17 protein-coding genes are annotated in these 23414 nt (G+C 40.0%); 14 read left to right on the forward strand and 3 right to left on the reverse strand.

From position 1 onward, the window contains the following. Positions 1 to 40: 40 nt before the first annotated feature. From AC6I1H_RS14650 to AC6I1H_RS14695, 10 genes are all read left to right on the forward strand, one after another. Complete coding sequence (locus tag AC6I1H_RS14650) at positions 41 to 1285, forward strand: S-layer homology domain-containing protein (protein WP_497738267.1); 1245 nt, start codon at positions 41 to 43, stop codon at positions 1283 to 1285. A gap of 31 nt (positions 1286 to 1316) precedes the next feature. Continuing rightward, complete coding sequence (locus tag AC6I1H_RS14655) at positions 1317 to 1973, forward strand: sugar-binding domain-containing protein (RefSeq protein ID WP_497738268.1); 657 nt, start codon at positions 1317 to 1319, stop codon at positions 1971 to 1973. 58 nt (positions 1974 to 2031) lie between these two features. Beyond that, complete coding sequence (locus AC6I1H_RS14660) at positions 2032 to 6510, forward strand: glycoside hydrolase family 2 TIM barrel-domain containing protein (protein WP_497738269.1); 4479 nt, start codon at positions 2032 to 2034, stop codon at positions 6508 to 6510. A 137-nt stretch (positions 6511 to 6647) separates the two neighbouring features. Then, on the forward strand, positions 6648 to 8795 hold the full coding sequence (locus AC6I1H_RS14665) for a substrate-binding domain-containing protein (RefSeq protein ID WP_497738270.1): 2148 nt from the start codon (positions 6648 to 6650) through the stop codon (positions 8793 to 8795). Positions 8796 to 8829: 34 nt separating this feature from the next. Beyond that, a complete protein-coding gene (locus tag AC6I1H_RS14670; RefSeq protein ID WP_497738271.1) occupies positions 8830 to 9099 on the forward strand; it encodes a hypothetical protein in 270 nt (89 codons plus the stop codon). Between the two features lie 35 nt (positions 9100 to 9134). After that, positions 9135 to 9779 (forward strand): hypothetical protein, encoded by a 645-nt coding sequence (locus tag AC6I1H_RS14675; protein WP_497738272.1) that lies wholly within the window; start codon positions 9135 to 9137, stop codon positions 9777 to 9779. After that, positions 9698 to 9979, forward strand: coding sequence for a transposase (locus AC6I1H_RS14680; protein ID WP_497737358.1), 282 nt, complete (start codon positions 9698 to 9700; stop codon positions 9977 to 9979). Before AC6I1H_RS14675 ends, AC6I1H_RS14680 begins: the two co-directional genes overlap by 82 nt. A 17-nt stretch (positions 9980 to 9996) precedes the next feature. After that, positions 9997 to 10893 carry an IS3 family transposase gene (locus AC6I1H_RS14685; RefSeq protein WP_497740818.1) on the forward strand — a complete coding sequence of 299 codons (897 nt, stop codon included), beginning with the start codon at positions 9997 to 9999 and terminating at the stop codon, positions 10891 to 10893. A gap of 220 nt (positions 10894 to 11113) precedes the next feature. After that, a complete protein-coding gene (locus tag AC6I1H_RS14690; RefSeq protein WP_497738273.1) occupies positions 11114 to 11527 on the forward strand; it encodes a transposase in 414 nt (137 codons plus the stop codon). Positions 11528 to 12188: 661 nt separating this feature from the next. Continuing rightward, on the forward strand, positions 12189 to 12755 hold the full coding sequence (locus AC6I1H_RS14695) for a hypothetical protein (protein ID WP_497738274.1): 567 nt from the start codon (positions 12189 to 12191) through the stop codon (positions 12753 to 12755). Between the two features lie 874 nt (positions 12756 to 13629). Here the strand turns inward: AC6I1H_RS14695 and AC6I1H_RS14700 are convergent. Then, a complete protein-coding gene (locus tag AC6I1H_RS14700; protein ID WP_497738275.1) occupies positions 13630 to 14040 on the reverse strand; it encodes a type II toxin-antitoxin system HicB family antitoxin in 411 nt (136 codons plus the stop codon). 47 nt (positions 14041 to 14087) lie between these two features. Then, a complete protein-coding gene (locus tag AC6I1H_RS14705) occupies positions 14088 to 14231 on the reverse strand; it encodes a type II toxin-antitoxin system HicA family toxin (protein ID WP_497738276.1) in 144 nt (47 codons plus the stop codon). A 522-nt stretch (positions 14232 to 14753) separates the two neighbouring features. Between AC6I1H_RS14705 and AC6I1H_RS14710 the strand changes: the two genes are divergently transcribed. From AC6I1H_RS14710 to AC6I1H_RS14725, 4 genes are all read left to right on the forward strand, one after another. Further along, positions 14754 to 15935, forward strand: coding sequence for a hypothetical protein (locus AC6I1H_RS14710; protein WP_497738277.1), 1182 nt, complete (start codon positions 14754 to 14756; stop codon positions 15933 to 15935). After that, positions 15928 to 17964: an ATP-binding protein gene (locus tag AC6I1H_RS14715; RefSeq protein WP_497738278.1), complete on the forward strand. Its 2037-nt coding sequence runs from the start codon at positions 15928 to 15930 to the stop codon at positions 17962 to 17964. Before AC6I1H_RS14710 ends, AC6I1H_RS14715 begins: the two co-directional genes overlap by 8 nt. A gap of 7 nt (positions 17965 to 17971) precedes the next feature. Further along, the gene (locus tag AC6I1H_RS14720; protein ID WP_497738279.1) at positions 17972 to 19192 is read left to right on the forward strand and encodes a Druantia anti-phage system protein DruA; all 1221 of its coding nucleotides are present in this window, start codon (positions 17972 to 17974) and stop codon (positions 19190 to 19192) included. Between the two features lie 129 nt (positions 19193 to 19321). After that, positions 19322 to 19678 carry a hypothetical protein gene (locus AC6I1H_RS14725; RefSeq protein WP_497738280.1) on the forward strand — a complete coding sequence of 119 codons (357 nt, stop codon included), beginning with the start codon at positions 19322 to 19324 and terminating at the stop codon, positions 19676 to 19678. Positions 19679 to 19841: 163 nt separating this feature from the next. On the opposite strand, the gene AC6I1H_RS14730 is transcribed toward AC6I1H_RS14725, so the two are convergent. Next, positions 19842 to 23273 (reverse strand): stalk domain-containing protein, encoded by a 3432-nt coding sequence (locus AC6I1H_RS14730; protein WP_497738281.1) that lies wholly within the window; start codon positions 23271 to 23273, stop codon positions 19842 to 19844. Between the last annotated feature and the right edge of the window lie 141 nt (positions 23274 to 23414).

Below are 23414 nucleotides of genomic sequence, written 5' to 3' on the forward strand. Positions count from 1 at the left end.
CGTCACCTTCTCTGAAAAAAGATAAAAAGGATTGATAACCATGAAAAGGCGAATAATCACCCTTATTACTATAATTGCGATAATGATAACACTTGCGCCGATACCTGCAATGGCTGCGGGGGCTGTAAAGCTCAATCCAATTAATGATAAAAAGGCGGGTGATGAAGTAATTATATCTGGCAATTCTTCACTCGACGAAACTACTATAAAAGTATTGAGACCGAATAACACTGTGTTGTATTTGAATGTAATAAAGGGGAGTCCGTTTCAAGATAAATTTACACTTCCTGAAGATGCTCTTGAAGGATACTACACAGTTATAGCAGGGCAAGGAAGCATTATAGATACAGTAACTTTCAAAGTAACAAAACAATCAGAAATTATAAGCGTAAGCGAGATAAGATTGGACAAAACAAGCTTAAGCCTTGAAGTTGGAGAAACATATAAACTTACAGCCACGATATATCCTGAAAATGCGACGAACAAAAATGTAAGTTGGTCATCCAGCAACGATAATATAGCGGTTGTAGATAATACAGGGAAAGTAATAGCCAAATCTGCAGGCACCGTAACCATTACAGTAAAAACTGAAGATGGTGGTAAGACAGCAAAATGTGAAGTAACCGTTACGAAAAAGAGCAGCGGCGGTGGAAGCAGCAAAAAAAATTCTTCCTCAAAGACTACAGAAACGAACGTAGAGAAAGAACCCATATCTGAAATTCAAAAAAAGAACTTTAATGACATGAATAATTTTCCGTGGGCTAAAGATGAAATAGAATTTTTAGCATCAAAAGGTATCATTAAAGGCACTTCGAGCAATACATTTAGTCCCGAAAAGAATATAACAAGAGCTGATTTTATCCTGCTTTTAGTAAGGGCAATGGGGCTTGAAGCCGAGTATAATGATAACTTTGCTGATGTCAAAGAGTCTGATTATTACTATGATGCTATAGCCGCGGCCAAAAAGCTCGGTATAATTAATGGAATGGGCAACAACAGATTCAATCCTCAAGCTCAGATAACCCGACAGGACCTTATGGTAATAGTATATCGGGCTCTAAAAGCAAAAGGGTATATAAATACTATCGGTACTGATGAAGATATTAAAAAGTTTATTGATGCAAATGAATTGTCGGACTATGCTATGGAGGGAGTAGCTGCACTTATAAAAAACGGCATTATCAAAGGTGCAGATAACAATAGGATTAACCCCAGGGGAAATGCCACAAGGGCGGAAACAGCGGTAATAATTTACAGGATTTATAACTTATTGATGACAAAATGATGCTATTAATTTATATGAGGGTGAAATAGATATGAACAGAAAATTGATAAGCATTGTTTTAATATTGTTATTCGCATTTGGTCCTTTGGTAAATGTAATTCCTACTTTGGCAGCAGATTTTACCGGAACCGAGTGGAATGGGACGCCTGGCGTCTTCAGCGTGGGAGCTGAAAAAATGAGCGTCAGAACCATATCTTATTCTGATGTTAATTCTGCCCTCACATTTGGTTATGAACAATCTCCATATTACCAATCTTTGAATGGAAAATGGAAATTTAAGTGGTCGGAGAATCCAAATGAAAGACCGATAGATTTTTATAAAGAGGATTATGATGTCTCTGCATGGTCTGAAATACCGGTTCCAAGCAACTGGCAAATCCAGGGATACGGGCAGATTATCTATATGAATCAGGAAGTACCCTGGGAAGGCTATAGTGAATATGTGGGAGCGACAACTAAAGTCACTTCAGATTCTAAATCAGTACCCGTCAACCATAACGAAGTAGGTTCGTACCGCCGCACTTTTACCGTTCCCGAGAGCTGGAACGGGCAGGATGTCTATATTTCCTTTCAGGGTGTAAAATCAGCATATTATGTATGGGTTAATGGAAATAAGGTGGGTTATAGCGAAGATAGTTTTATGGCCAGGGATTTCAAAATCACGCCCTATTTGAAAAACAGGGGTTAATACGCTTGCGGTTGAAGTATATCGATGGTCCGACGGTGCCTGGCTGGAGAATCAGGATATGATAGATTTAAGCGGTATTTTCCGTGATGTATATTTGTATGCAGCTCCTAAAGTAAGAATTAGAGACTATAATATTAGGACCGATCTTGACGAGAATTACCAAAATGCTGATTTGTATTTGAACGTATCAATAGAAAATAACAGCGGAGAAAATAAATCATATAAAGTAGAAGCGATGCTGTATAACTGGGATAATACTCCCGCGTTTGAATCGCCAATGCAAATTAATGCAGATCTGCATGAAAATGAAAGTGAAACAACATTAAGTCAGACAAAAAAAGTGATAAATCCATTAAAATGGTCTGCCGAAAAGCCTGATTTATATAAGATGGTTCTCAGTTTGAAAGATGAAAGCGGAAATGTTATTCAAATATTGAGCTCCAGAGTAGGCTTTCGTGAGATCGAATTGAGCGGTGGTCAGGTTAAAATTAACGGAAAACCTATTTGGATAAAAGGTGTTAATTATCATGAAGTTCATCCTGATACAGGTTATGCAATGACAAAAGAACAAATACTCAAAGACGTATTATTGATGAAAAAATTCAATATTAATGCCATCCGACTGGCGCATTATCCACATTCACAGGTATTATACGATATTGCGGATGAGTATGGTATGTATTTGATGGATGAAGCTGACAATGAAACACACAGTGCAAGGCCGTTTGCGGCAGGAGATCAGTTTTCAGCCTGGCATCCTGCAGTGGAGCAGCGTATTTATGATATGTATGAAAGGGATAAAAACCATCCTTCGATTATTTTCTGGTCTTTAGGGAATGAATGTGGTTCAGGTACGCCCTTTATTAATGCAAGAAATTGGCTGAAAGAAAATGACCCGACAAGATTGATACATTTTCAGGCGGACAATACTATTGCTGACTTTCAAAGTGAGATGTATCCGTCGCTGTCTACTGTTGAGAATTATGGAAAATCCGGAAACTCAAAACCATATATTATGTGTGAGTATCTGCATGCAATGGGAAACAGTTGCGGCAATGTGAAGGAATACTGGGAGTTGATAGACAAATATGCCAATCTTCAGGGTGGTTATATTTGGGATTGGTCGGACCAATCGGTAAGACTCCCCGTAGATGGGGGCGTCGACGGATTGCCTATTCCTGAAGGTTATAATGGCGAGACATATTTTTCATATGGAGGAGATTGGAAGGAACAGAATACTGATGGAATTTTTTGCATGAATGGGGTTACCAACCCGGACAGGACACCGCAGCCTGAGCTTTATGACATTAAAGTGGCGTATCAAAACTTTAAAGTAAAATCTACAAATCTTGAACAGAATCAGATTGAAATTTGGAATCAAAATTTGTTTACTAATTTAAATGAATATGATACCAACTGGACATTGACTGAAGACGGGAATGTAATCCAGGAAGGGAGTTTGAATATTGATCTTCCTGGCGGTTCTGTTGCAACAATAAGTTTTCCAATTGAAAAGCCTGTATTGAAGGCTGGTTCGGAGTACTGGCTCAATGTGAGTGTGAGATTGAAAGAAGATAAAAGCTGGGCACCAAAAGGCTATGAAGTTGCAAGAATGCAGTTTAAAATGCCGTATGAATCACCGGCGGCACCAGGATTTGACACACAGAACATGCCGTCGCTTTCCATGGATGAATCTGATACGCAGGTGGATGTATCAGGCCCGGATTTTGAAATAGTATTTGATAAAACGAAAGGAACATTTTCTTCATTTGAATATCAGGGAAAAGAATTGTTAAAAACAGGCCCTGCGCCGAATTTCTGGAGAGCACCTGTAGATAATGATGTAATGAATGGAATGACGACGCGTGATGCAGCATGGAAATATGCAGGCAGCAATATGAATGTGGAAAAAATTACTGTTGATAAGATGAACGACAAATTGGTAGTTATTCAAGTGGATGCCAGTTTGCCAAAAGCCGGATCGTCTATATATAGGATGAGTTATTATATTTTTGGCAGCGGTGAAGTGATTGTTAGAGGTGCTCTAAAACCTGATAGTTCTTTATCCGAAATTCCGGAAATTGGTATGGAAATGATGATTCCGGGAGAGTTTCAAAATTTAAAATGGTACGGTCGCGGCGAGCATGATCACTATTGGGATCGTTATGACGGAGCATTTGTAGGTATTTACAACAGTACAGTTGATGAGCAGTATTTCCCTTATCCCAATCCTCAGGATACAGGAAACAAGATGGACGCCCGTTGGCTTACTTTGACCGATAATGAGGGTTTTGGATTGATGATAGGCGGATTGCCGACGTTTGATTTTAGCGCATTGCACTATACTGATGCTGATCTAGATGACGCCACTCATACGTATTCTTTGAAGAAAACGAACGATATTGTGCTGGAAGTAAATTACAGGCAGATGGGTGTGTGGAATAGTTGGTCAGGAACCGCACTGTCACAGTACATGCTTCCCACTAATAAATCTTATTCTTATAGCTATTTTTTGAGACCGATAACAAACTCGATGAATCCAATGGAATTGAGCAAACGTCAAATTAATTTGAATTTGTTGGACGATATAAAAGTGAATGGCAAATCAATCAGTGGTTTTAACAGCGATATTTTAAATTATGAGCTGACATTGACGAATCTGGGCGGGCAGCAGTTGCCTGTAGTGGAAGCAGTTTATTCGCGCAATGATTTGATTGTAGAAGTGATTAATGCGGAACAATTGCCCGGCGAAGCTTTAATTCATGTTAGAACACTTGATGGTTTGCTAAAAAGTACCTATACTATTAAATTTAATTCTTCATCTTACGTGTATTTAAGCGACATGGAATGGGTAAGTGCAACGACAGGCTGGGGCACAATCGGCAAGGATGTGGCAGTATCAGGCAACCCAATCAGATTAATCGGCCCAGGAGGCGCTGTTATAACATACGAAAAAGGACTGGGCGTTCATGCTTTGTCAGAAATCGTATATAACCTTGATGGGCTTGGATTCAACGTTTTTGAATCTTACGTAGGAGGAGACCATGGAGCATCAAAACCGGCAAATACAAGCATCATATTCAAAGTATACGGAGATGGAGTTGAACTTTATAATAGCGGAGTAATGTCAGGGAAAGTAGAGCAGAAGTTTATTAGCGTGGATATTACAGGCGTAAAAGAACTGCGTCTGGTAGTAGATCCCAATGGATCAAATGGGCACGACCATGCAAGCTGGGCAGATGCCAAACTCATTGTAACAGGGAACCAAACACCAGTATTGCAGAGCACAAATCTACAGGTAACACCTAATAAGATCAAGCCTGGCAACAATGCTGTAGTAACATTGAGCGGTTTGATGAGTGATGGAACTCCTGCTGATTTAACTAATGCAATCATCCAATACCAGGTAAGCCATCCGGATATCGCATATGTAGACTCACAATACGATCCGGTCATGTTAAACATATCATCATTAGTAGGAGATATTGATGCGATAGAAGTATGGGCCGATATAACGCTTAACGGGACAACCGTTCAAACAAATAAAGCTATCGTGAACATTGATAAAACAAACCTTCCCGAGGGATCAATAACAATAGATGGTCCTGAGACAGTAGAAGCAAAAGCCCAATTCAAACTCAACGTGGGTCTGAGAGGCATGGGAGAAAGCGTATATGCCGAAGTCTATTCGGTCGATATCACAGCACAATACGATGAAGACCTTTTCGAATTTATCACCTGCGAAGAATCAAACGACAAACTGATAATAGACAATGTATATCAAGAACCGGGCTTACTGAAAATAACACTATCTGCCAGCCAACCCATAAGTGCCAATGAAGATATTAAATTATTCGACATGACATTTAAAGCAAAAGACGTAAACGAAACAGAAGAAGGAGCAATAAACATAACAAAAGCCGAAATAAAAACTCCAGAAGGCGATGTGATAAATGCGACTGCTTCAAGCAAGACCGTACAAATCAATCCACGACAAAACATAACAGACAAGACACAACTTAAAGCAAAAATAGACTACGCAGAAAACCTTAATCAAGAAGATTATACAACCGTATCGTGGGCAAACTTCCAGGAAGCACTAAGCCATGCAAAAAGTGTATATAACAATCCTGATGCGACCCAGGAACAAATAAATGAGGCTCTATCAGGGCTGCAGCAAGCCATAAACAGCCTGGAACTTAAGTCGGAAGAAGAAAAACCCTTTACCATCATAACTGAAAGCAATCTGGATAGGACAACCGGCATCAAAGCGACAGTAAAAATAAGACCAACAGAAGGGATAACGACACATGAAGGCAAAGAAGCAATAGTGTTCCAGCTAATGAAAGGCACAACACCGATAAGCATAATAGCAGTAGAAAAAGACATAAGGCCAGAAGAAGAAGAAGTCATAGCCCACTTCAACATAATAGATCCGCAAAACAGTGCCTACCGGGTAAAAGTCTTTGCATTGGATGAATTCAACAGTGATATCGCTGCGCCAAAGAGCCTGGCTGAGCCTATAGAACTGCAATAAAAAAACCTGAGGTGGCGGCACAAAAGATAAGGTGCTGTCACCTTTGATTAATTTTTTTTATGCTTTGATAGCGCTATTAACATGCATATGTTTTGTATCAAAATGCCATAAAGTCTAATTGTTAAGAGGGGATAGCGATGAAGAGGCGTATTTCAATCAGGGCTCTTTTCAATCTGGTTTATTTTTTTCTCGGCTTTCTGCCAGTTGCAATTCTCGGCATTATCTTTTTTACTGTGTCGCCCAAACTTCCAGCGGAAATCAAAGGCACTGTCCGGCCGGTTATGTGTATATTCGAGGGCCTGGCAGTGGCAGGATTGATTATTCAATTGGTTGTATCAAGAACTTTTTCAAAAAATATAAAGAGTATTATAGAAACAGTCGGCAGGGTTCAGCAGGGGGATTTAACCACTGCACCAGGCGAATATTCATATAGTGAATTAAGCGAATTGTCGCAGGGTGTCTGTTCAATAATAAAGCAGTTCCACGATGTCATGGCAAATGTCTTTGTATCGATGGAACAGGTAAAGCACCTTACCGGTGTTGTAAATGATACTGCCGGCCAATCCTCACATGCAGCAGGGGAAATTTCCGCCGCATCTGAATCGGTGGCAAAAGGAGCAGGCCAGCAGGCAGAGGATGCAGAAGCTTGTCTTGCAATATCCAATGAGCTTATCCAAAAAATGGAATCAGTAGCAAATTCGGCTGAGTTAATGTCAAAGAAAGCGGATATTGTGCAGCAGATGACCGAATTTGGCAAACAAAACATTAGCGAGCTCATACATAAAAGCAGGTTGTCTGAGAGCAATATAAGAGACATAACTGAGCGAGTTAAAGAGTTGAGCAACATGGCTCAAAATATCACACATATAACAGAAGTAATGACATCTATTGCCAGCCAGACCAATCTTTTATCCCTGAATGCGGCAATTGAAGCGGCCAGGGCAGGCGAAGCAGGCAGAGGATTTGCAGTTGTTGCGGGAGAGATTAAAAAACTTGCCGACCAGAGTTTAACATCCGGCAACGATATAGTAAAAATTATATCGGATATTCAAAAGCGGGTGGCGAACACTACCGAGACTATCCATTCAACCATGGAAGCAATTGTGACTCAGATTGACTCCGTGCATAAAACAGAGGAAGTGTTTAAGAGTATATCGGATGCCATTAAAGAATTATACGACCAGTTAATGATAGTTAGAGAAGGCATTAACCAACTTGGCGATTATAAAACGAGATTATTCGATTCAATTACGAATATTGCTTCTGTTTCGGAGGAGACTGCTGCATCAACCGAAGAGATCGTATCCCTTATGTATACTCAGACAAATTCAGTAGAGATAATGGTGCAACTGGCATCGAATCTGGATACACTGATAAAGAACCTTGATAAGCAAATAGAAATGTTCAACTTTAATAAATTAGAAAAGAAAACTGCATGTTTTGCAGTGATTCCCGGCGTGGACATTCCTTTCTTCAAAGATACATTTGATGGGGCTCGGGAGGCTGGAAAAAAGCTAGGCATCGATATATTATGTGCAGCACCCAAAAAACTAGATGCAAAAGAACAGGCAAAACTCATAGAAGAATTCACAGAAAAAGGCATATCGGGAATAGGACTAGGGCCCATAGATGCTCCGGAAGTCAGAAATGCGGTGAGTAAAGCAATAAAAAAAGGCATCAATGTTATTGTTTTTGATACGGACCTGCCCGACTCGGGTACAAAATCGTTCATCGGCACCGACAATCTTCAAGCGGGGAAAGCAGTGGGAGAAGCTGTGGCCAAGATACTGGATGGAAGGGGCAGGGTAATTGTAACTATTAGTGGTGCATTAGTCCAATTAAATATGAAACAACGTCTGGAAGGTTTTAAAGAAGCTATTGGAAAATATCCCGACATCAAAATTCTTGATATTGATTTATCGGATGCGGGGAATATAAATAACAGGATTAAAAATTTGAAGAGCATAATAAGGAAGCATTCTGGTTTTGATTGTTTTGTGTGCCTGGATTCAGAAGCGGGGTTGCTGGTGGAAAAGTTACATGATGAGCTGAAAACAGGTATAAAGTGTGTAGGGTTTGATAAAACTCCTGATACTGTAAGGCTGATAAAAGAGGGCAAATTAGTATCGGTAATCGCCCAAAGACCCAGATTATGGGGTGAGTTGGTTGTAAGAAGGCTCAATGACTTGATGTTGGGTAAACCTATTCCAGCTTTTGAAGACACGGGGACTTTTGAAATCAACAGGATGAATGTATCTGTGTACGAAAATACTAAAATCAGTTAATCAATTACGATTTTCATTTTAAATTATTACAGGAATGCTATTTAATGTTGAACTTATTGACAACTTCTACTTCAATTACCTGGTAAACTATGCAGTGGGAATCCGGGTCCTGGGAGAAATAAATCTGGCAGAAAAAACCCTATATGATTTCAGAGCAAGAGTATATCGCTATCTGGTACAACACCCTGAACAGGAAGATTTAATCTTTGCCTCCTTTCTAAACCTTACAAAAAACTTTATCAAAGAAGCCGGCATATCTACTGAAGAACAGCGCATGGACTCCACCATGTTCATGAAAAACTAAAGAAAGCCGGAAGAATAGCATTAGCCTTTGACGTTTTGGAAAGGGCAGTAAAATCCGTACCTGAAGACCTTCTTACACCAAACCTCAAAGAAGTCTTAAAACCCGAATTCAAAACAGACATAATCTACAGAGCAAAACCATCGGAAAATGAAAGCAAACTGGACATGCTCCTGAACCTTTGCCTTGATGTTAAGAACATCATAGAAAAAGCTCCTGAAATAAAAGATCCCAATACCTTGAGGATACTCACAAGATTCATATCAGAGCAATCCGTATTTGATGAACAAAAAAACAAACTCAAAGCCAAAGACAATAAAGATATTCCTACCAACTCCTTGCAGTCAGCTTATGATGAAGATGCCACATACAGAAAAAAGGGAGATAAAGCCCAAAGCGGATATACACTAACCATTACAGAAACCTGTTCAAAGAACAATCCATTCCAGATGATCACAGACTACAAGACAGATCAAAACATCAAAAGCGATGCAGAAGTAGGTCAGGAAAGAATACCCGTTATCAAACTTGCTGGCCCCTCAAGAGAATTGGACCAAAACGCACAACATGATAAAATAACTCTTGAAGGGGGAATTTTTCTATGGCAGCGAGGAAGAATTTTACTACGGAAGAAAAGCTCGCTATCTTATCCGAAGCTCAGAGTTCATGTACCACTAAAATAGCTGTCTGTAGGAAATACGGCATATCAAAAACTACAATCGATTACTGGAGAAAAAAGCTTTTAAACCCTAACGATAGTAACGATGATGACGAAAAAGTAAATCTCAGAAAAGAAAACATCATGCTTCGTTCTATCATCGTTGATAAAGACCTCGAAATTGCTTATCTAAAAGAGCTTCTAAAAAAAACCAACCGTCTATAGCCGATAAAATCGATCTAATAAAGCATTTATATTCTGAGGGCTATAATCTAGATTTTCTACTTAAAATTTCTAATATACCCAAAAGCACATTTTTCTATGAACCTCGACAAGAAAGTACGGATTCAAAGCGGGGATGCTCAAAGCCGGGTTATTCAGAAACACTTAGTGGTGAATATATATCCGATGAAATGATAAAGACCCTACTTTTTGATTTAGCTGAGGAATTCCCATTCTTTGGGTATAAAAAACTTACATTTCTCTTAAGGTCAAAGTTTGGAATTATTATCAACAAGAAAAAGGGTTACAGACTATGCAAAGAAATGGATCTGCTTTTGCCAGTTATTAAACACTACGCTTCTTCCAATACTGAAATAGTTTTCAAAAAAGTATCTGTCGAGGCCCCGAATACCCACTGGCAGATGGATATTACATATGTGACCATTTTCCCTAGAATAATCTTTATCCTGGATATAATAGATACATATACCTTAGAGATAGTAGGCTATAAGGCTGGTTTTTCGATAACAAAGAGCGATGTGATAAAAACCGTAACAAAAGCCATTGCATCAAGGCATATAACAGATAGTTTAACAATCAGAACCGATAATGGGCCGCAGTTTAAGTCAAAAGAATTTCAGGAATTTTGTACTAAACAGGGTATACTGCATGAGCGAATACCAGTAAGGTCGCCTGAAAGAAACCCAAATATTGAAAGATTTCATAGAACCTTGAAAGAAGAATATGTTAATTTAAATGATTTTGCCAGTTATAGTTCATTTTTTAAAGGCCTGGATGATTATATAAAATTTTATCTTTGCGAAAGGCCCCATGAATCTTTGAATTATATGACACCTTCAGCATTTTATGAAGCATTTTTAAGAAATACTGTGAATCGTGGCGTGTTGGTCGTTTAAGTCCAAATAATAGGGGGCCAGTACAAAAGAAAACACCGACTGCAAACACCTCTATTTTGATGGTGGATACTACTGTCCTGAAGTAATCGAAAAAGGTAAAGAAAACGAAATTGAACTTCACTTCACCAACCTCAACGGCAAAAAACCTCAAAAGACATTATCCATAACACAGTTTGAAATAGATGAATCCACCAACATAATAACAAAATGTCCTGAAGGCATGGCCCCTATCCACACTGGCATCACCAAAGGTCAGACAGTAGCTCATTTTGCCTTGAATATATGCGATGCATGTAAACATAGACAAGACTGTTACTGCAAAAAGCAGAAGAAAGATTATGTAGTCCGTATAAATCTAAAAGCCATAGAAACAGCAAGACAGCGTCAAAAAATCGAAGAATGCCGCAAAGAAAACACCAGCATGAGAGCAGCCATAGAAGGGACCAACTCGGCATTAAAGCGTGGCCACCAGCTTGGCAAACTCAAAGTAAGAGGCTTTGTAAAATGTAACATGGTTGTAGGCTTTAAGGTATTAGCCCACAACTTCAAGAGGTTTGCAAATTACATGATAGAGCAGACCAAAAAACTCATGCCTCAAGATACAGGGATAAGTCTGCCCATTTTAAGCCAATAAATGGTAAAAGGTCCCGGAAAGGGTAGTAAAATACCGGATATTAGAGGTGAATATAGCAAAAATTATTCTCGAAGCTAAAATATTTTCCAGTTTATACCTTATGAAGTTTTCAAGGTTCGGATAAAGGGGTATAAAAACAGGGTTTTTACACTGGAATCAATAATTAGTATTATAAAAAGTAAATTTGAGTCAGAAGGAAATCCAGCAAGAATACCTTTGTTGAAAGGCAATAAAACATTTCAAGCTAAACTATCAGAAAAAGGTATTTATGTTGATAACTTGGGTTCTAGTCAGTTCTTGCCTTGGGAGGTATTTATTGAGACAGTTCGACTTTTACATGAAAAAGGGGAAGAGCGATAAGGGGTAATGCCATTAACTACAGACTAGGTGAAAGTGGACTACCGATTGATTCAGTAGAAGGAAATATTGCATTAAAAGTATATAGGAAGAAACTTGGGGAAAGTGTATTCAGAAGGATAACGCCCGTTGCTTGCATATTAATATGGGCAGGAATATGCCGACATTAACCAAACCTGTTAATACTGAAGGAAAAGTGGAACAAATACTGAGTAAGAATTAATATTTCTATGGCATTGTTGAATAAGCAAAAACTTGATAGAATGGTAAAAGGAAAACAATGCCGACTCAAAGGAGAAAATGTATGAAAAAAGTTGAAGCGTATATTGGGAAATTGAAAAGCTTAGAATATTGGGATTCTTACCTGATGCAAGAATCGGGACTACCTGGCCACCGCGCCAACATAGAATTAGCCCAGGCCGTTGCAGAGGTAGGAAATGAAGAAAAATTTTTGCACCTGCTCAGCTATACACCTGAAAAAGCTCCAGTAAATTCACAACAGGAATTCTTGGCTTTTTGCGGAACGCTGGGATTAGGTAAGCTCATAAAAGAAGAAAAAAAAGAATACCTTGAAAAATTACGTTTACTTGCATCAGACACCAGGTGGAGAATTCGTGAAGCGGTAGCAATGGCCTTGCAGATTTACGGCGAAAATCATATGGAAGAACTAATAAAACAAATGGAAGAATGGGCAAGGGGTAACAACTATGAAAAAAGAGCTGCGGCAGCAGCACTTTGTGAACCCAAATTGTTAAAACAAAAAGAGCAAGTATTGAAAGTGCTGCAAATATTGGATGACATTACAGATTCAATTAAAAAAACCCCGGATAGAAAAGACGAAAGTTTTAAAGCTCTGAAAAAGGGAATGTGATATTGCTGGAGCGTCGCGATAGTTGGGAACCCTGAAGAAGGCAAGAAAATATTTGAAAAATGGACATCAACTACAGACAAAGATATTATTTGGATAATCAAAGAGAACCTTAAAAAGAACCGTTTAAACAAAATGGATCGAGAGTGGACAGAATTTTGGACACAAAAGATGAGTAAATGTTAGTTGAAGTAAGAGAATTTTATATTTACGATAGTAAGGTGCATTTGTTTGTTAGAACAAATACCATCAAATGAGGAATTATCATTATTATTAGGCAGTGAAAAATTCAAAATCTGGAATGAGCTTTGCTGTATAATTGACAATCTCTATGACGAGGTAACATGATATCCTTGCCAGAGACTCATAGATTTCAGACATGATAAATATTCTCACCACTCGGTAGTGATAAAAAATCTAGATTTCATAAAAAAACACGGGGTTGAATATTGGTTAAGAGAGCAAAAATCCAGGTGGAGTTGTCCTGAGTGTGGTTTAAATTTTAGTTGGTATAGTGAGAAGTGTGGGAATTGAGGTTCGAAACTTTTTAATTGCATAGATGAAGAAGCAGATTTAGAGAAATAAATAAGTTGAGAATAGCGCATTGAGGCCGGGTTACGTCGGAAAAGCGGGGGCGTAAAAATTAAAGGTGGATCAAAATGTATCATCGAAGATTTAAATGGAGTATTACAGGATGTATTATTCAATGCAAAACTTCATCCCAAAAGGAAGGTATTAACACTTTCAAATGAAGAGTGTATCTACTATTGTGAAGGATGTCAGCTAGAATAATTTGTTTTTTGAAGGGGTGCGGAATATGTGTTATACATTTTAGAGCCCATGGGCTCTTTTTTCATGCCTAAAATAAAAAAGGCCATTACGGCCTATCGTGAATACCTAAATGTTCTTTTAATGCTGATTGAAGCAATTGAGAGAAATTAACATTCTTTTCTTCGGCCAATTTGTTCAGCCATTGAGGAATGGTTAAGGTCTTGTTTACTGACTGATTTTCAATTGCTTCTCTGTAAAGAGGCATATATACTTCAATCAGCATTACAGCCTGATTTTCTCTCACCTGGATTTTATCTACAGGAGTGGGTTCAGGTATGGAATCCCCGTCTTTTTCCATACCCCAAAGATGCAGAGCCATAGCTTCTTTGGCGTTTTTAATGGCTTCTTCAGTTGTTTTGGCGCACGGTAAGCACCCAGGCAAATCGGGGAATTCGATGGAAATACCGTCTTCTGCATAATCGAATATCGCTGGAAAGACGTAAATGTCTTTTACCAAAAGAATCAACTCCTTCATGAAAAATTAAAATGGGGGAAGAGGAGGGATTAGGGAAACTTAATTCCCGTTTGCTTTTCGATACTTTTAAGAGTTTGGATTGTTATATCCTTTACGGGGTGTGTTACTGTGACTTTACCAGGTTTTGAATGATGGGTGCGAACCGCGTGGCTTGTGCAATGGCAGCCGAACATGGCTAAATTAATTTTACACAATTTTGAAGGAATTAGGTATTTACTATCGAATTATTAAAATAAATGTATTATTGCAGCCATAAATTAATTTTAAAAAAACGTTCAAAATATATACCCATGTCAGAAGTAGATATTCAGGAATGATCTAAAATCCATTGAAGAAACTATCTCAACCGTTGAAAAAGTTATCGAGCAAACCCTGGAAGTGAATAAAGAAAATCGTTATATTCCAAATCGTATTATAAGCATCTTTGATACCGAGGCAAGACCGATCAGAAAAGGTAAACTGAAAGCCCCGACTGAATTTGGAGGAAAATTGCTTATTTGTGAAAGCGAAGGACGTATAATAACTCATTATGATTTATGGGAAGGCAACCCATCATATGAAAGCTTACTGCTTTCTGTCAAAAGAATCGTGTACCATCATCATAACTGAAAGTTGAATTTCGGTGACATTATGACTACTCAAAATTGATATCAATCAGATACATAATGGCGTGATAAAATTTAGGAGTGATAATCATGGCTCTTGCAGATTATGATTTGGACGAATTCAGAAAGCGAATCTATGAGGCTTATCAAAAAGAAGAACCAATTATGGAGGAACTTAGAAAACACGCCAAGGTTTTTGCTGACCTTATTAAACCTATACGGCCATATTCTGTCAACGCAGTATCATTTGTATCATCAGACGGTGGTGATAATCGCCTTTTTTTTAATCCTGCAGTAATAGAGCTTGTAAGGGTGGTCGATTCTAGGGGAAACCAGTGCGCCATAGATGCAATCGCAAGTAATACTAAGACCAAAGATTTAAATGAACGTGTTAAAGCTGACAGTCCTCTTTTGGTTGAACCATTAAAAAGATTATGTGAAGATCTTGGTATTCAAGAAGTAGAACAGCTATCCTATTTACTTAGTGGATTAGAAGAAGGTAAAAGTACTGGTGTAATTAGGTGTTATCGTGATATTGTTGAATGGGCAGTTCTTTATGATCTGATAGTGAACTATGAGTGGGGAAGTGACACTATAATCGTTAGAGATGGTTTATTACGAACCAAGTCCTTCAAACGAGAATTATTTCCCAAAATTGATGCCAAAATTAGGGAAGGCATCGAAAAGCACCGTCGCAAAAATGTAAATATCTCTATTGTTGGAGTAGCAAAGCAAAGCGCGGTATTAAGTCGATTGGCTGTTGCATTGGAATTGGAGGGCGTATTCCACAAACCATATCCTTGCTATGCTAAAGTTCCTAAAGAAATTGAAGAGGAATGCTATAAATTCGACCGTACATGGTTGGATACCTATGAGTCAATCCAAGCAGATAATCAAGCCCGGAAAGAAGGAGAACCCGAAAAGCCATATTTATTTCAGTCAATGGGGCAAATGTATTTAGTTAAATTTGGCGATCGAACTTTTGATCCCATCTGGCCAGTGGACATTGCTTCTTGGCAAGTACCTTATGCCGATAGAATTATTGGACAACTGACTGTGGATGCACAACATGGATTCCCCATCCCTGATTACCCAATGTGCATTCAAAAAGCACACGATTATGCAAAAGTTAGTGGAATAGAGGTTTCAATTCTTCAAGATATTCTGTTTGAGGGAATTACACAAAAATTAAATGATCAAGAAAAAGAAAGAATATTGCGTATGAAATACCTTGGGGAAAATCTAGCAAATCGGAGGTATAGAAATGCCTGAGTTGTTCGCCAAATCTCAAGTAATGGGAACCTTTAAAGGGTTCAATGAAAAAGGATTGGAATTTGCAGCCGAAATTATAGTTCCTTATGATTCTTCAATGCTGGAAAGACCCCAGCTAGGACAGTTTCTTCTAATCCAACTTGAGAGTGAAGAGGAAGCTTCACTTGGTAGGATTACAAAGTATGTTCCTTCTGGTATACTTGCCTCAGCGGAAGGCGAAGACTATATCAACACAATGCAGAGCCGGGGCCAAGCTGTTCCAGAAGATCTGAAGAAGCAGAAATTGAAATATCGTGTACAAGTAAAATTGCTCGGCGCCGTAAAGATAGTCAAAAGGGATGGTAAGGAGGATATTGTTTTTGTTCCCTCTCAACGGAGACTTCCACATTTGGGAGCAAAGGTAGCTTTACCAAGTGACGAAGTATTGAAGAAAATTTGTAGTCTCAGCCAAGGGCAAACTGATTTAGGCGATTACGTCTTAGGTGAGTTTGTGTATGATGGTAATCAAGGTGGCCATAAGTCTGATGATATGTTCAGGCATTTGACGCCCAAGCTAACAGTTTACTTTAATATAAATAATCTGGTTTCTAGGCGGTCAGTAGTCTTTGCACGAGCTGGGTATGGAAAGTCAAATCTTATCAAATATCTCATCTCGGAATTGTATAGAAATGGAATACCAAAAACTGAAAAAGGGCAACACGTTGGGACTCTTATTTTTGATGCTGACGGCGAGTACTTCTGGCCAGACTTTAGAAATAGACCCGGACTTTGTGACGTTCCGCACCTTCAGGACCATATTGTCGTATTCACAAATAGAAAAGCGATTAATGAATATTATGATAGTTGGAAGGCTGGATCAGTAAAACTTGATATTCGAAATCTCCCGGCTAGAGATGTAATCGGCATTGCAATTTCAGCCGACAGACAAAATCAACAGAATGTCTTGAAACTAAAAAGCGTTTATGATACAAATTGGAGACAGCTAGTTGATTTGATTTATAAAAATAAACTCCAGGCTTCAGATAATGAGGTCGGTCGTTTGCTTGGATATAGTTCCAGCCAGATTACAAACAATTTAGCTGAAATTGCAGCCGCCAGAAGCAATATGTATAACGTGATTCAACATTTGCATGATCCAGATAGCCAATTAATCAATGGTACAATTGATGCTCTACGACAAGGTCATATTGTTATTGTTGATATAAGCCTATTAAGTTCCACCGCTGGTTACAATATTGCTGGCTTATTGATGAGAAGAATCTTTTCCTATAACCAAGAAAATTTCACAGGTGGATTAGCTCCTATTCCAGTAATTTCGGTTATAGAAGAAGCACAAAGTGTATTAGGGTGGAATTTAGATGAAACAAGCCCGTTTGTTGAATGGGTCAAAGAAGGGAGGAAATACGATTTAGGTGCAATCTTGGTTACGCAGCAACCGGGCTCTTTGGCTCCTGAACTGTTGAGTCAGGCTGATAACTGGTTTTGTTTTCATCTGCTTTCCGAAGGGGATGCAGGAACATTAGGTAAGTACAATTCTCATTTTTCTCACGATATTTTGGCCCATCTTATAGGGGAACCAATCCGAGGAAATTGTTACATGTGGAGTGCTCCTACACAACCTTTTGTTCTACCTGTCAGAATTAGAAATTTTGAGAATCTATATAGAGAGAATATAAGAACCAATGAAAACGAACCTCCTTATGGAAATTCTCCTGCTATTGAAATTAAACGGCGAGCAGACGAAAGACTGAGGAAAATGGCAGAAGATTTAACTGTAAAAATTAAGGAAGTAATCCATAAAGGTCAAAAATCATATACAAAAATCGATGATAATTTATATGGCTTATACAAAGGGCATTTGTACCACTTAGTTGTAGATATTAAGCCTGACAACGAAATCCTAAATGAGAATCAATTAATGCTAATTCTCATGAATTTGATTTTCGGAGAGGAAAACGTTACAATTATTCAGCACTCCGACGGCAAAGAATACTTTTGTGCAAAAAAAGAAATCTGGGAAAGGATTTAGTGTTACAATGCTTAACATCTTGATAAAAAGCAAAAACATCGGTCATTACATAGAAATCCCAGAGAAGTTTGAGTTAGATATTTCAAATAAACCTCTTGAAGAGCAAGTAAAACTCCTGATTCTCCGAGACTTATTACGACTGAACTGGAATGTAAACTTTAAGAATGATGAGGTAGAAGTTGTTCCCCCAGCCTATTACGACAAAGAAACGATAAAACAATCCATGGCGATTCGAAGGAATGAGATTATCTCTAAAAACAAGAGTTGGATTGAGAAACATATTAACTTTGCGAGAGAGAATTTGGCCAATGGGTATGAAGCACTCAATTCAAAAATAGAGCCAATCATTGAAGTCTGCGAGTCTCAGAGTCAGCATAACCTGTTTCGGATATTTCGCTATTACTGGTCATCACCTTACAGTGAGTATGTTGGTCGAAGAATTAAACTGATTATCAGAGATGCTGCAATAAAAAAACAGCCAGTAATTGGAATAGCAGCCCTTGGCAGTCCAATAATTCATATTCCTGAAAGAGATGATTTTATCGGTTGGGATAAGAAAACTAGGACCAAAAATCTTGTATACTTAATGGATGCCTATGTTGTAGGTGCCGTTCCTCCTTATAATCTGTTGCTGGGAGGTAAGTTGATTGCGTACATTTTGGTTTCTAATGAGATCAGGAAAATTTATAGAGAAAAATACGAAAATACCATTACATTAATGGAAAAGCGCAAAGCAAAGGATTTGGTCGGCATTTTTACAACGAGTTTATATGGACGAAGTTCGCAATATAACAGACTAAAATATCAAGGTAGGTTGTTATATCAACCAATCGGTGAAACCAGAGGTTACGGAACTCTTCATTTAACAGATGAAACACTTCACTTTATGCGAAAGCTGCTGGAGGAAAAGAGAATAGTAATTGGCAACAATTTTGGAGACGGCCCGAGTTGGCGAATGCGTGTAATTAGAGCAGCTGGAGATATTCTTGGATTTGACACTGATTTCCTACTTCATCATTCTTTTAAACGAAAAATTTATTATGTCCCTTTGGCGAAAAACACCCTAGAATTCTTAAATGGAAATGCCAAAAAACCAGACTATTACGACTATCCAATGACAGATTTGATTAATTTCTGGAAAGAACGTTGGCTAAACAACCGAAAAACGAGGCTTGATATCGTACATAAGGTTTTACAGTTTCGCCCAGAAAGCTTTTCTGTGTACTAAGACAGGCGAAGTCAGCACTTCTTATAACGGCCGAAATTATCACATCCTGGGCCTCGGAATCAATCCTGAACACGAAGTCCTTCAGACAATATTGAAAAGAAACAGGGAATTGATGGAGGCCAAGGATGAATGACAAAGAGTGCGGGTTTGACGCTTTGTCCAAAAAACATAGATAAAATAAAGCCGGAGGATCTCGTCATTGAAATCAAAATAGGAGTAGATTTCTTTTTTCAATACGGTTCGATTAAAGGGTGCAATCCAGTCTGCGGTATTAAGACTAAAAGCAGCCTTGAAGCGCTTCAACTTGTGTTTGAACACGAGCTTTGCCATGTGATTGAATTTATTCATTTTAAAGAGTCCAACTGCAGCGGAGCCAGGTTCAGGGCAATACGAAAGGGATACTGGCGTATGTCAGGGGTATTAAACAGAGCCTTAAACAACACCCACCTTCGGTGGGCCCCGACTGGCAAGGTCAAGGGCTCATGAGTTTAGTAAAGAGATATCATGAAATTCGCAAAGCTTGGTGAACCGCCGTATACCGAACGGTACGTGCGGTGGTGTGAGAGGACGGGGGCTAAACGCCCCCTCCTACTCGATTAACAGGGTGGTTTTTACTGTCCATCCCAGGCCCTGGATCTGGGAATGAAGATTATTTATTGATATTTACGGTCCTTGTATTCTGGTCCCAGGTTACCTTTGCGCCCAGGACTTCGCTGACGAACCTCAAGGGAACCATGGTCCTGCCGTTTTTGAACTCGGCTTTGGTGTCAAACGTTACGTTCTTGCCATTGACATTGGCTTTATTTTCTCCGATCCGCAGCTTGACAAGCATGGTATTATCGGACTTATCTGTGCCAGCTATAGTTACTGTTTTTGTCTTTTCATCCCAGCCGACCTTTGCCCCCAGACTTTCGGATATAAACCTCACCGGCACCATGGTGCGCCCGTCTTTATTGAGATAAGGCTGCTGGTCCGGGAAGGAAATCTCCTTGCCGTTGACTTTGACCGTCATATCCACTACAGTCAGACTGAATGAGGATGAGATCCCGGCGGTTTTGACGGTCAGATTAAAAGTGCCGGTTTTTGTGGCCGTAAGCACCAGTGACCGGGAATCAAGGCTGCCCATACCATTAGGAAATTTCCAGTCTACCGCATAGGGATAAGACAGAAGTATCTTCTGGCCTGCCGGGGAGATGCCGTAGACTTTCAGATTGGCGGCAACGCCCTTTTTTACGGCAGGGGTTTCGGAAATAATTTTTTCTATTACCGGCAAAACCCTGTAATAAACTTTGCCTCCTCCGATATTGAAAATAGCAACCGAAGGCTCTTTTGCACTGGCTCCGGGGAGTGAAACATAATGGACACCATTTTCCATCCGGGCGCCGAACCGGCTAGCTCCTCCGTAAAGCACCCAGATATTGAGGTTTTTATTTTTCACATAGTCTGAAAGTATTTTTTTCAGAAGGCTGCCTTCAAGCGGGTCCGAAAAAGCTTCCGGCGCTCTATCTATTGTTATGAATACGGTCCTGAATTTTGGCAGGGCATTCAGGTCCTTTTGAAGCTTTATCCACTGGTTGTAATCTGTAAGTCTGATACTTCCTTTTGAGGAATCCAGGAAGATGAAGGAGGCTTCCTTTTCCGCCAGGGTTTGATAACCCGAGCCTGTGGTCTTCATATTTTTCATGAAAATTGCCAGTGGACTTGTAGATGATATTTTGCCTGTTGTTGAAAAATTACCGGCTATTAAATTTATTTTCGGTTTATACCGATTTACCAGAGACGCCGCAAGGCTTGTCATTTTCTGGCTTTCTGTGCCGGAATATGTTGTTAAGCTCCCAACAGCGCTGAAGATAAGATTTCCTGCATTCGAAGGATTGTTGGCCGGATCAAACCAGGGAGATGAAGCTGGCAGCAAAGAGTCATCATATTTTCCGACCACAACTGCAGAAAGGTTATCCAGATATATGACTCCTGTATCGCTGTCGGTTGGGTCGATTTCTACCAGATATATGCGTTTTAAGCTGAACGGTTCCTTGCCGTCGGGGAGTTCCGCTTCTACCTTCTTCCATCCCTGCCAGTCAATGTTTTTTGAAAAATCGATATTGTAGTCATTTCCGTCGGCGTCAGTCACCGTGCCGCGGAGCCAGTGTCCTTTTGCCTGACCGTACACCATCAGCGACAGCTTCACGGTGCCTGCGGGAAGTGAAAGGCTGTTGAAGTTTACATAAGCGGCTCTCGTGCTGTCCCCTACGGGAAACTCATAGGCGAGTTTTCCCGAAGAAGTGCCCTGGTTTACCGGTTCCGGCTGGGTCACAATCGAGAAGGAACCTCCGAGGGTAGACGGATATGAAGAAAATTCCTTGCCATCCGGTTTTTCAAAGTCTTCCAGAATTTTTTCACCCATGCCTACCTGCACCAGGGCTCCAGCTCTAAGACCTGAAAAACCGGCGATGACGGCGCCGCTGGCGGGAGTCTGCCCTGCAACGAATTCACCAGCACTGAAATTACCGATATTGCCTTGTATTTCCCATTTTATGTCCATAGGTTCTACGGGAGCTTTAAAACCCTGTACATCGGTTATAATGACATCAAAGGTCTTTTTATCACCGCAATTCATTTGAACTTTCCCGGGGCTCACCGAAAGCACTGCGCCGTCGGACAGCACTTTTATCTCCTGAGTCGCTTTAATACCGCCCAGAGTGGCTGTTACCTGGCCGTATCCGGACTTTGAAGAATAAAATACATTTTTATTGAAAGCGCCCAGATTATTGGTAACGCTCCATTTAACGCTATCCTGATCTATTTCCACCGGGTTATAGTTTTTATCATAGGCCCGCACCTCAAACGTCCTGTGCCCGCCTTTAGGAATGTTGAATGAGCTGGATACAATCCTGATACCGTAGACATCGCCTGCAGAAGCCCTGGAAAAAATGCCGATGCCGTTGGCAATTAACCTCTGGACGCCTTCGGAAACGCTGTTTATAACAGTAGGCTGTTTTTCTCCCAGAGGCCTAACAACCATGGTGGATGAGCCGCCTCCGTCAAGGTTCAGGGCAAAAGAAGCCCCGAGTTTCACCATGAGTTCCGCCAGTTCTTTCTGAGTCATTCCGCGGCTCGCCGCCTGGCGGCCGTCTACCACTACCAGGAACATAATCTTCTTGTCGGCAGAAAATCCGACGGCAGTTCTGGGATTGGTACCGGATATGTTATGGGAAAAGGTGGCAGGAACAGCTCCGTTTTCAACCAGAACAGCTCCACCGCCTAGGGCCATCTCGAGGTTTGAAATATCCGGAGTGATATTGAGGTCCAGCTTAACCGGGTCCCCAACGCTAAAACGACTTTTAAGAAAATTGGCACCGTCTCCTCTGGCAGCAAGCACCAGCCCGTCTTTCGGGATATCGACGGCTTTTCCATCTACGATATTTTCTATCCGGTTGTTTCTGATTATGGCGAAAGTAAGGTCTGGAGCAGTATCGGCAACGGCGGGAGTGGCCGCTCCGAAATCCGGGGTATATACGAAAATCTTACTGTAACCATCTCCAATCTTGTTTATTCCCCCAATATCGAATGTTGTTCCGTCGGGGGCTTCCACTTTTCCGGAAAATTCCATGCGGAGGATTTCCGGCAATTTATCCAAGGTAAGTCCGAAAGCAGCCATGTCTTGACGGTTGGAAGGCGATGAAACCAACCTGCCGTCTTTCACCTGGACTCCTATAGGTGCGGAAGGAGTCGCCATTATAAAGAAATCGCCATTTATGCCCGCCACAGCATTGTTTTCCTGCACCATCCTGCCGAGGGTATCCCTCTGCGAGAGGCCTTTTGCGGGCAAAAGCGAATCAATGATTATATTTTCCGAAGAAAGGTCGACCTTCAATATATGAATTTTTTGCCATCCAAGAGAGGTAAAAAGCGTCTTCCCCTCATAAGTTACTCCTGCAGTTACAGTGAATATCTGGGAATCCTCATAAAGGGATATTTCCTGGGCAAAGGCCGGAAGCGGACCCAGCACAAGCAAAACTGCCAGGAGAATCGAAACAATACGTTTTCTCCAGGGTTTGGAACAGTACATATTATGTAGCATGATTTTCCCTCCATATGTAAAAGCTGTTTAAAATTGTTTGAAAGCAGTATGATGACGGGCAGCTACCCCGGTGAGTATTATCCCTCCTTTTATTACAACCCCCCGGATTATTATACTATTCGCAGCAAAAGCCGAAAATCC

It is taken from the genome of Biomaibacter sp. TOL (assembly GCF_059717795.1).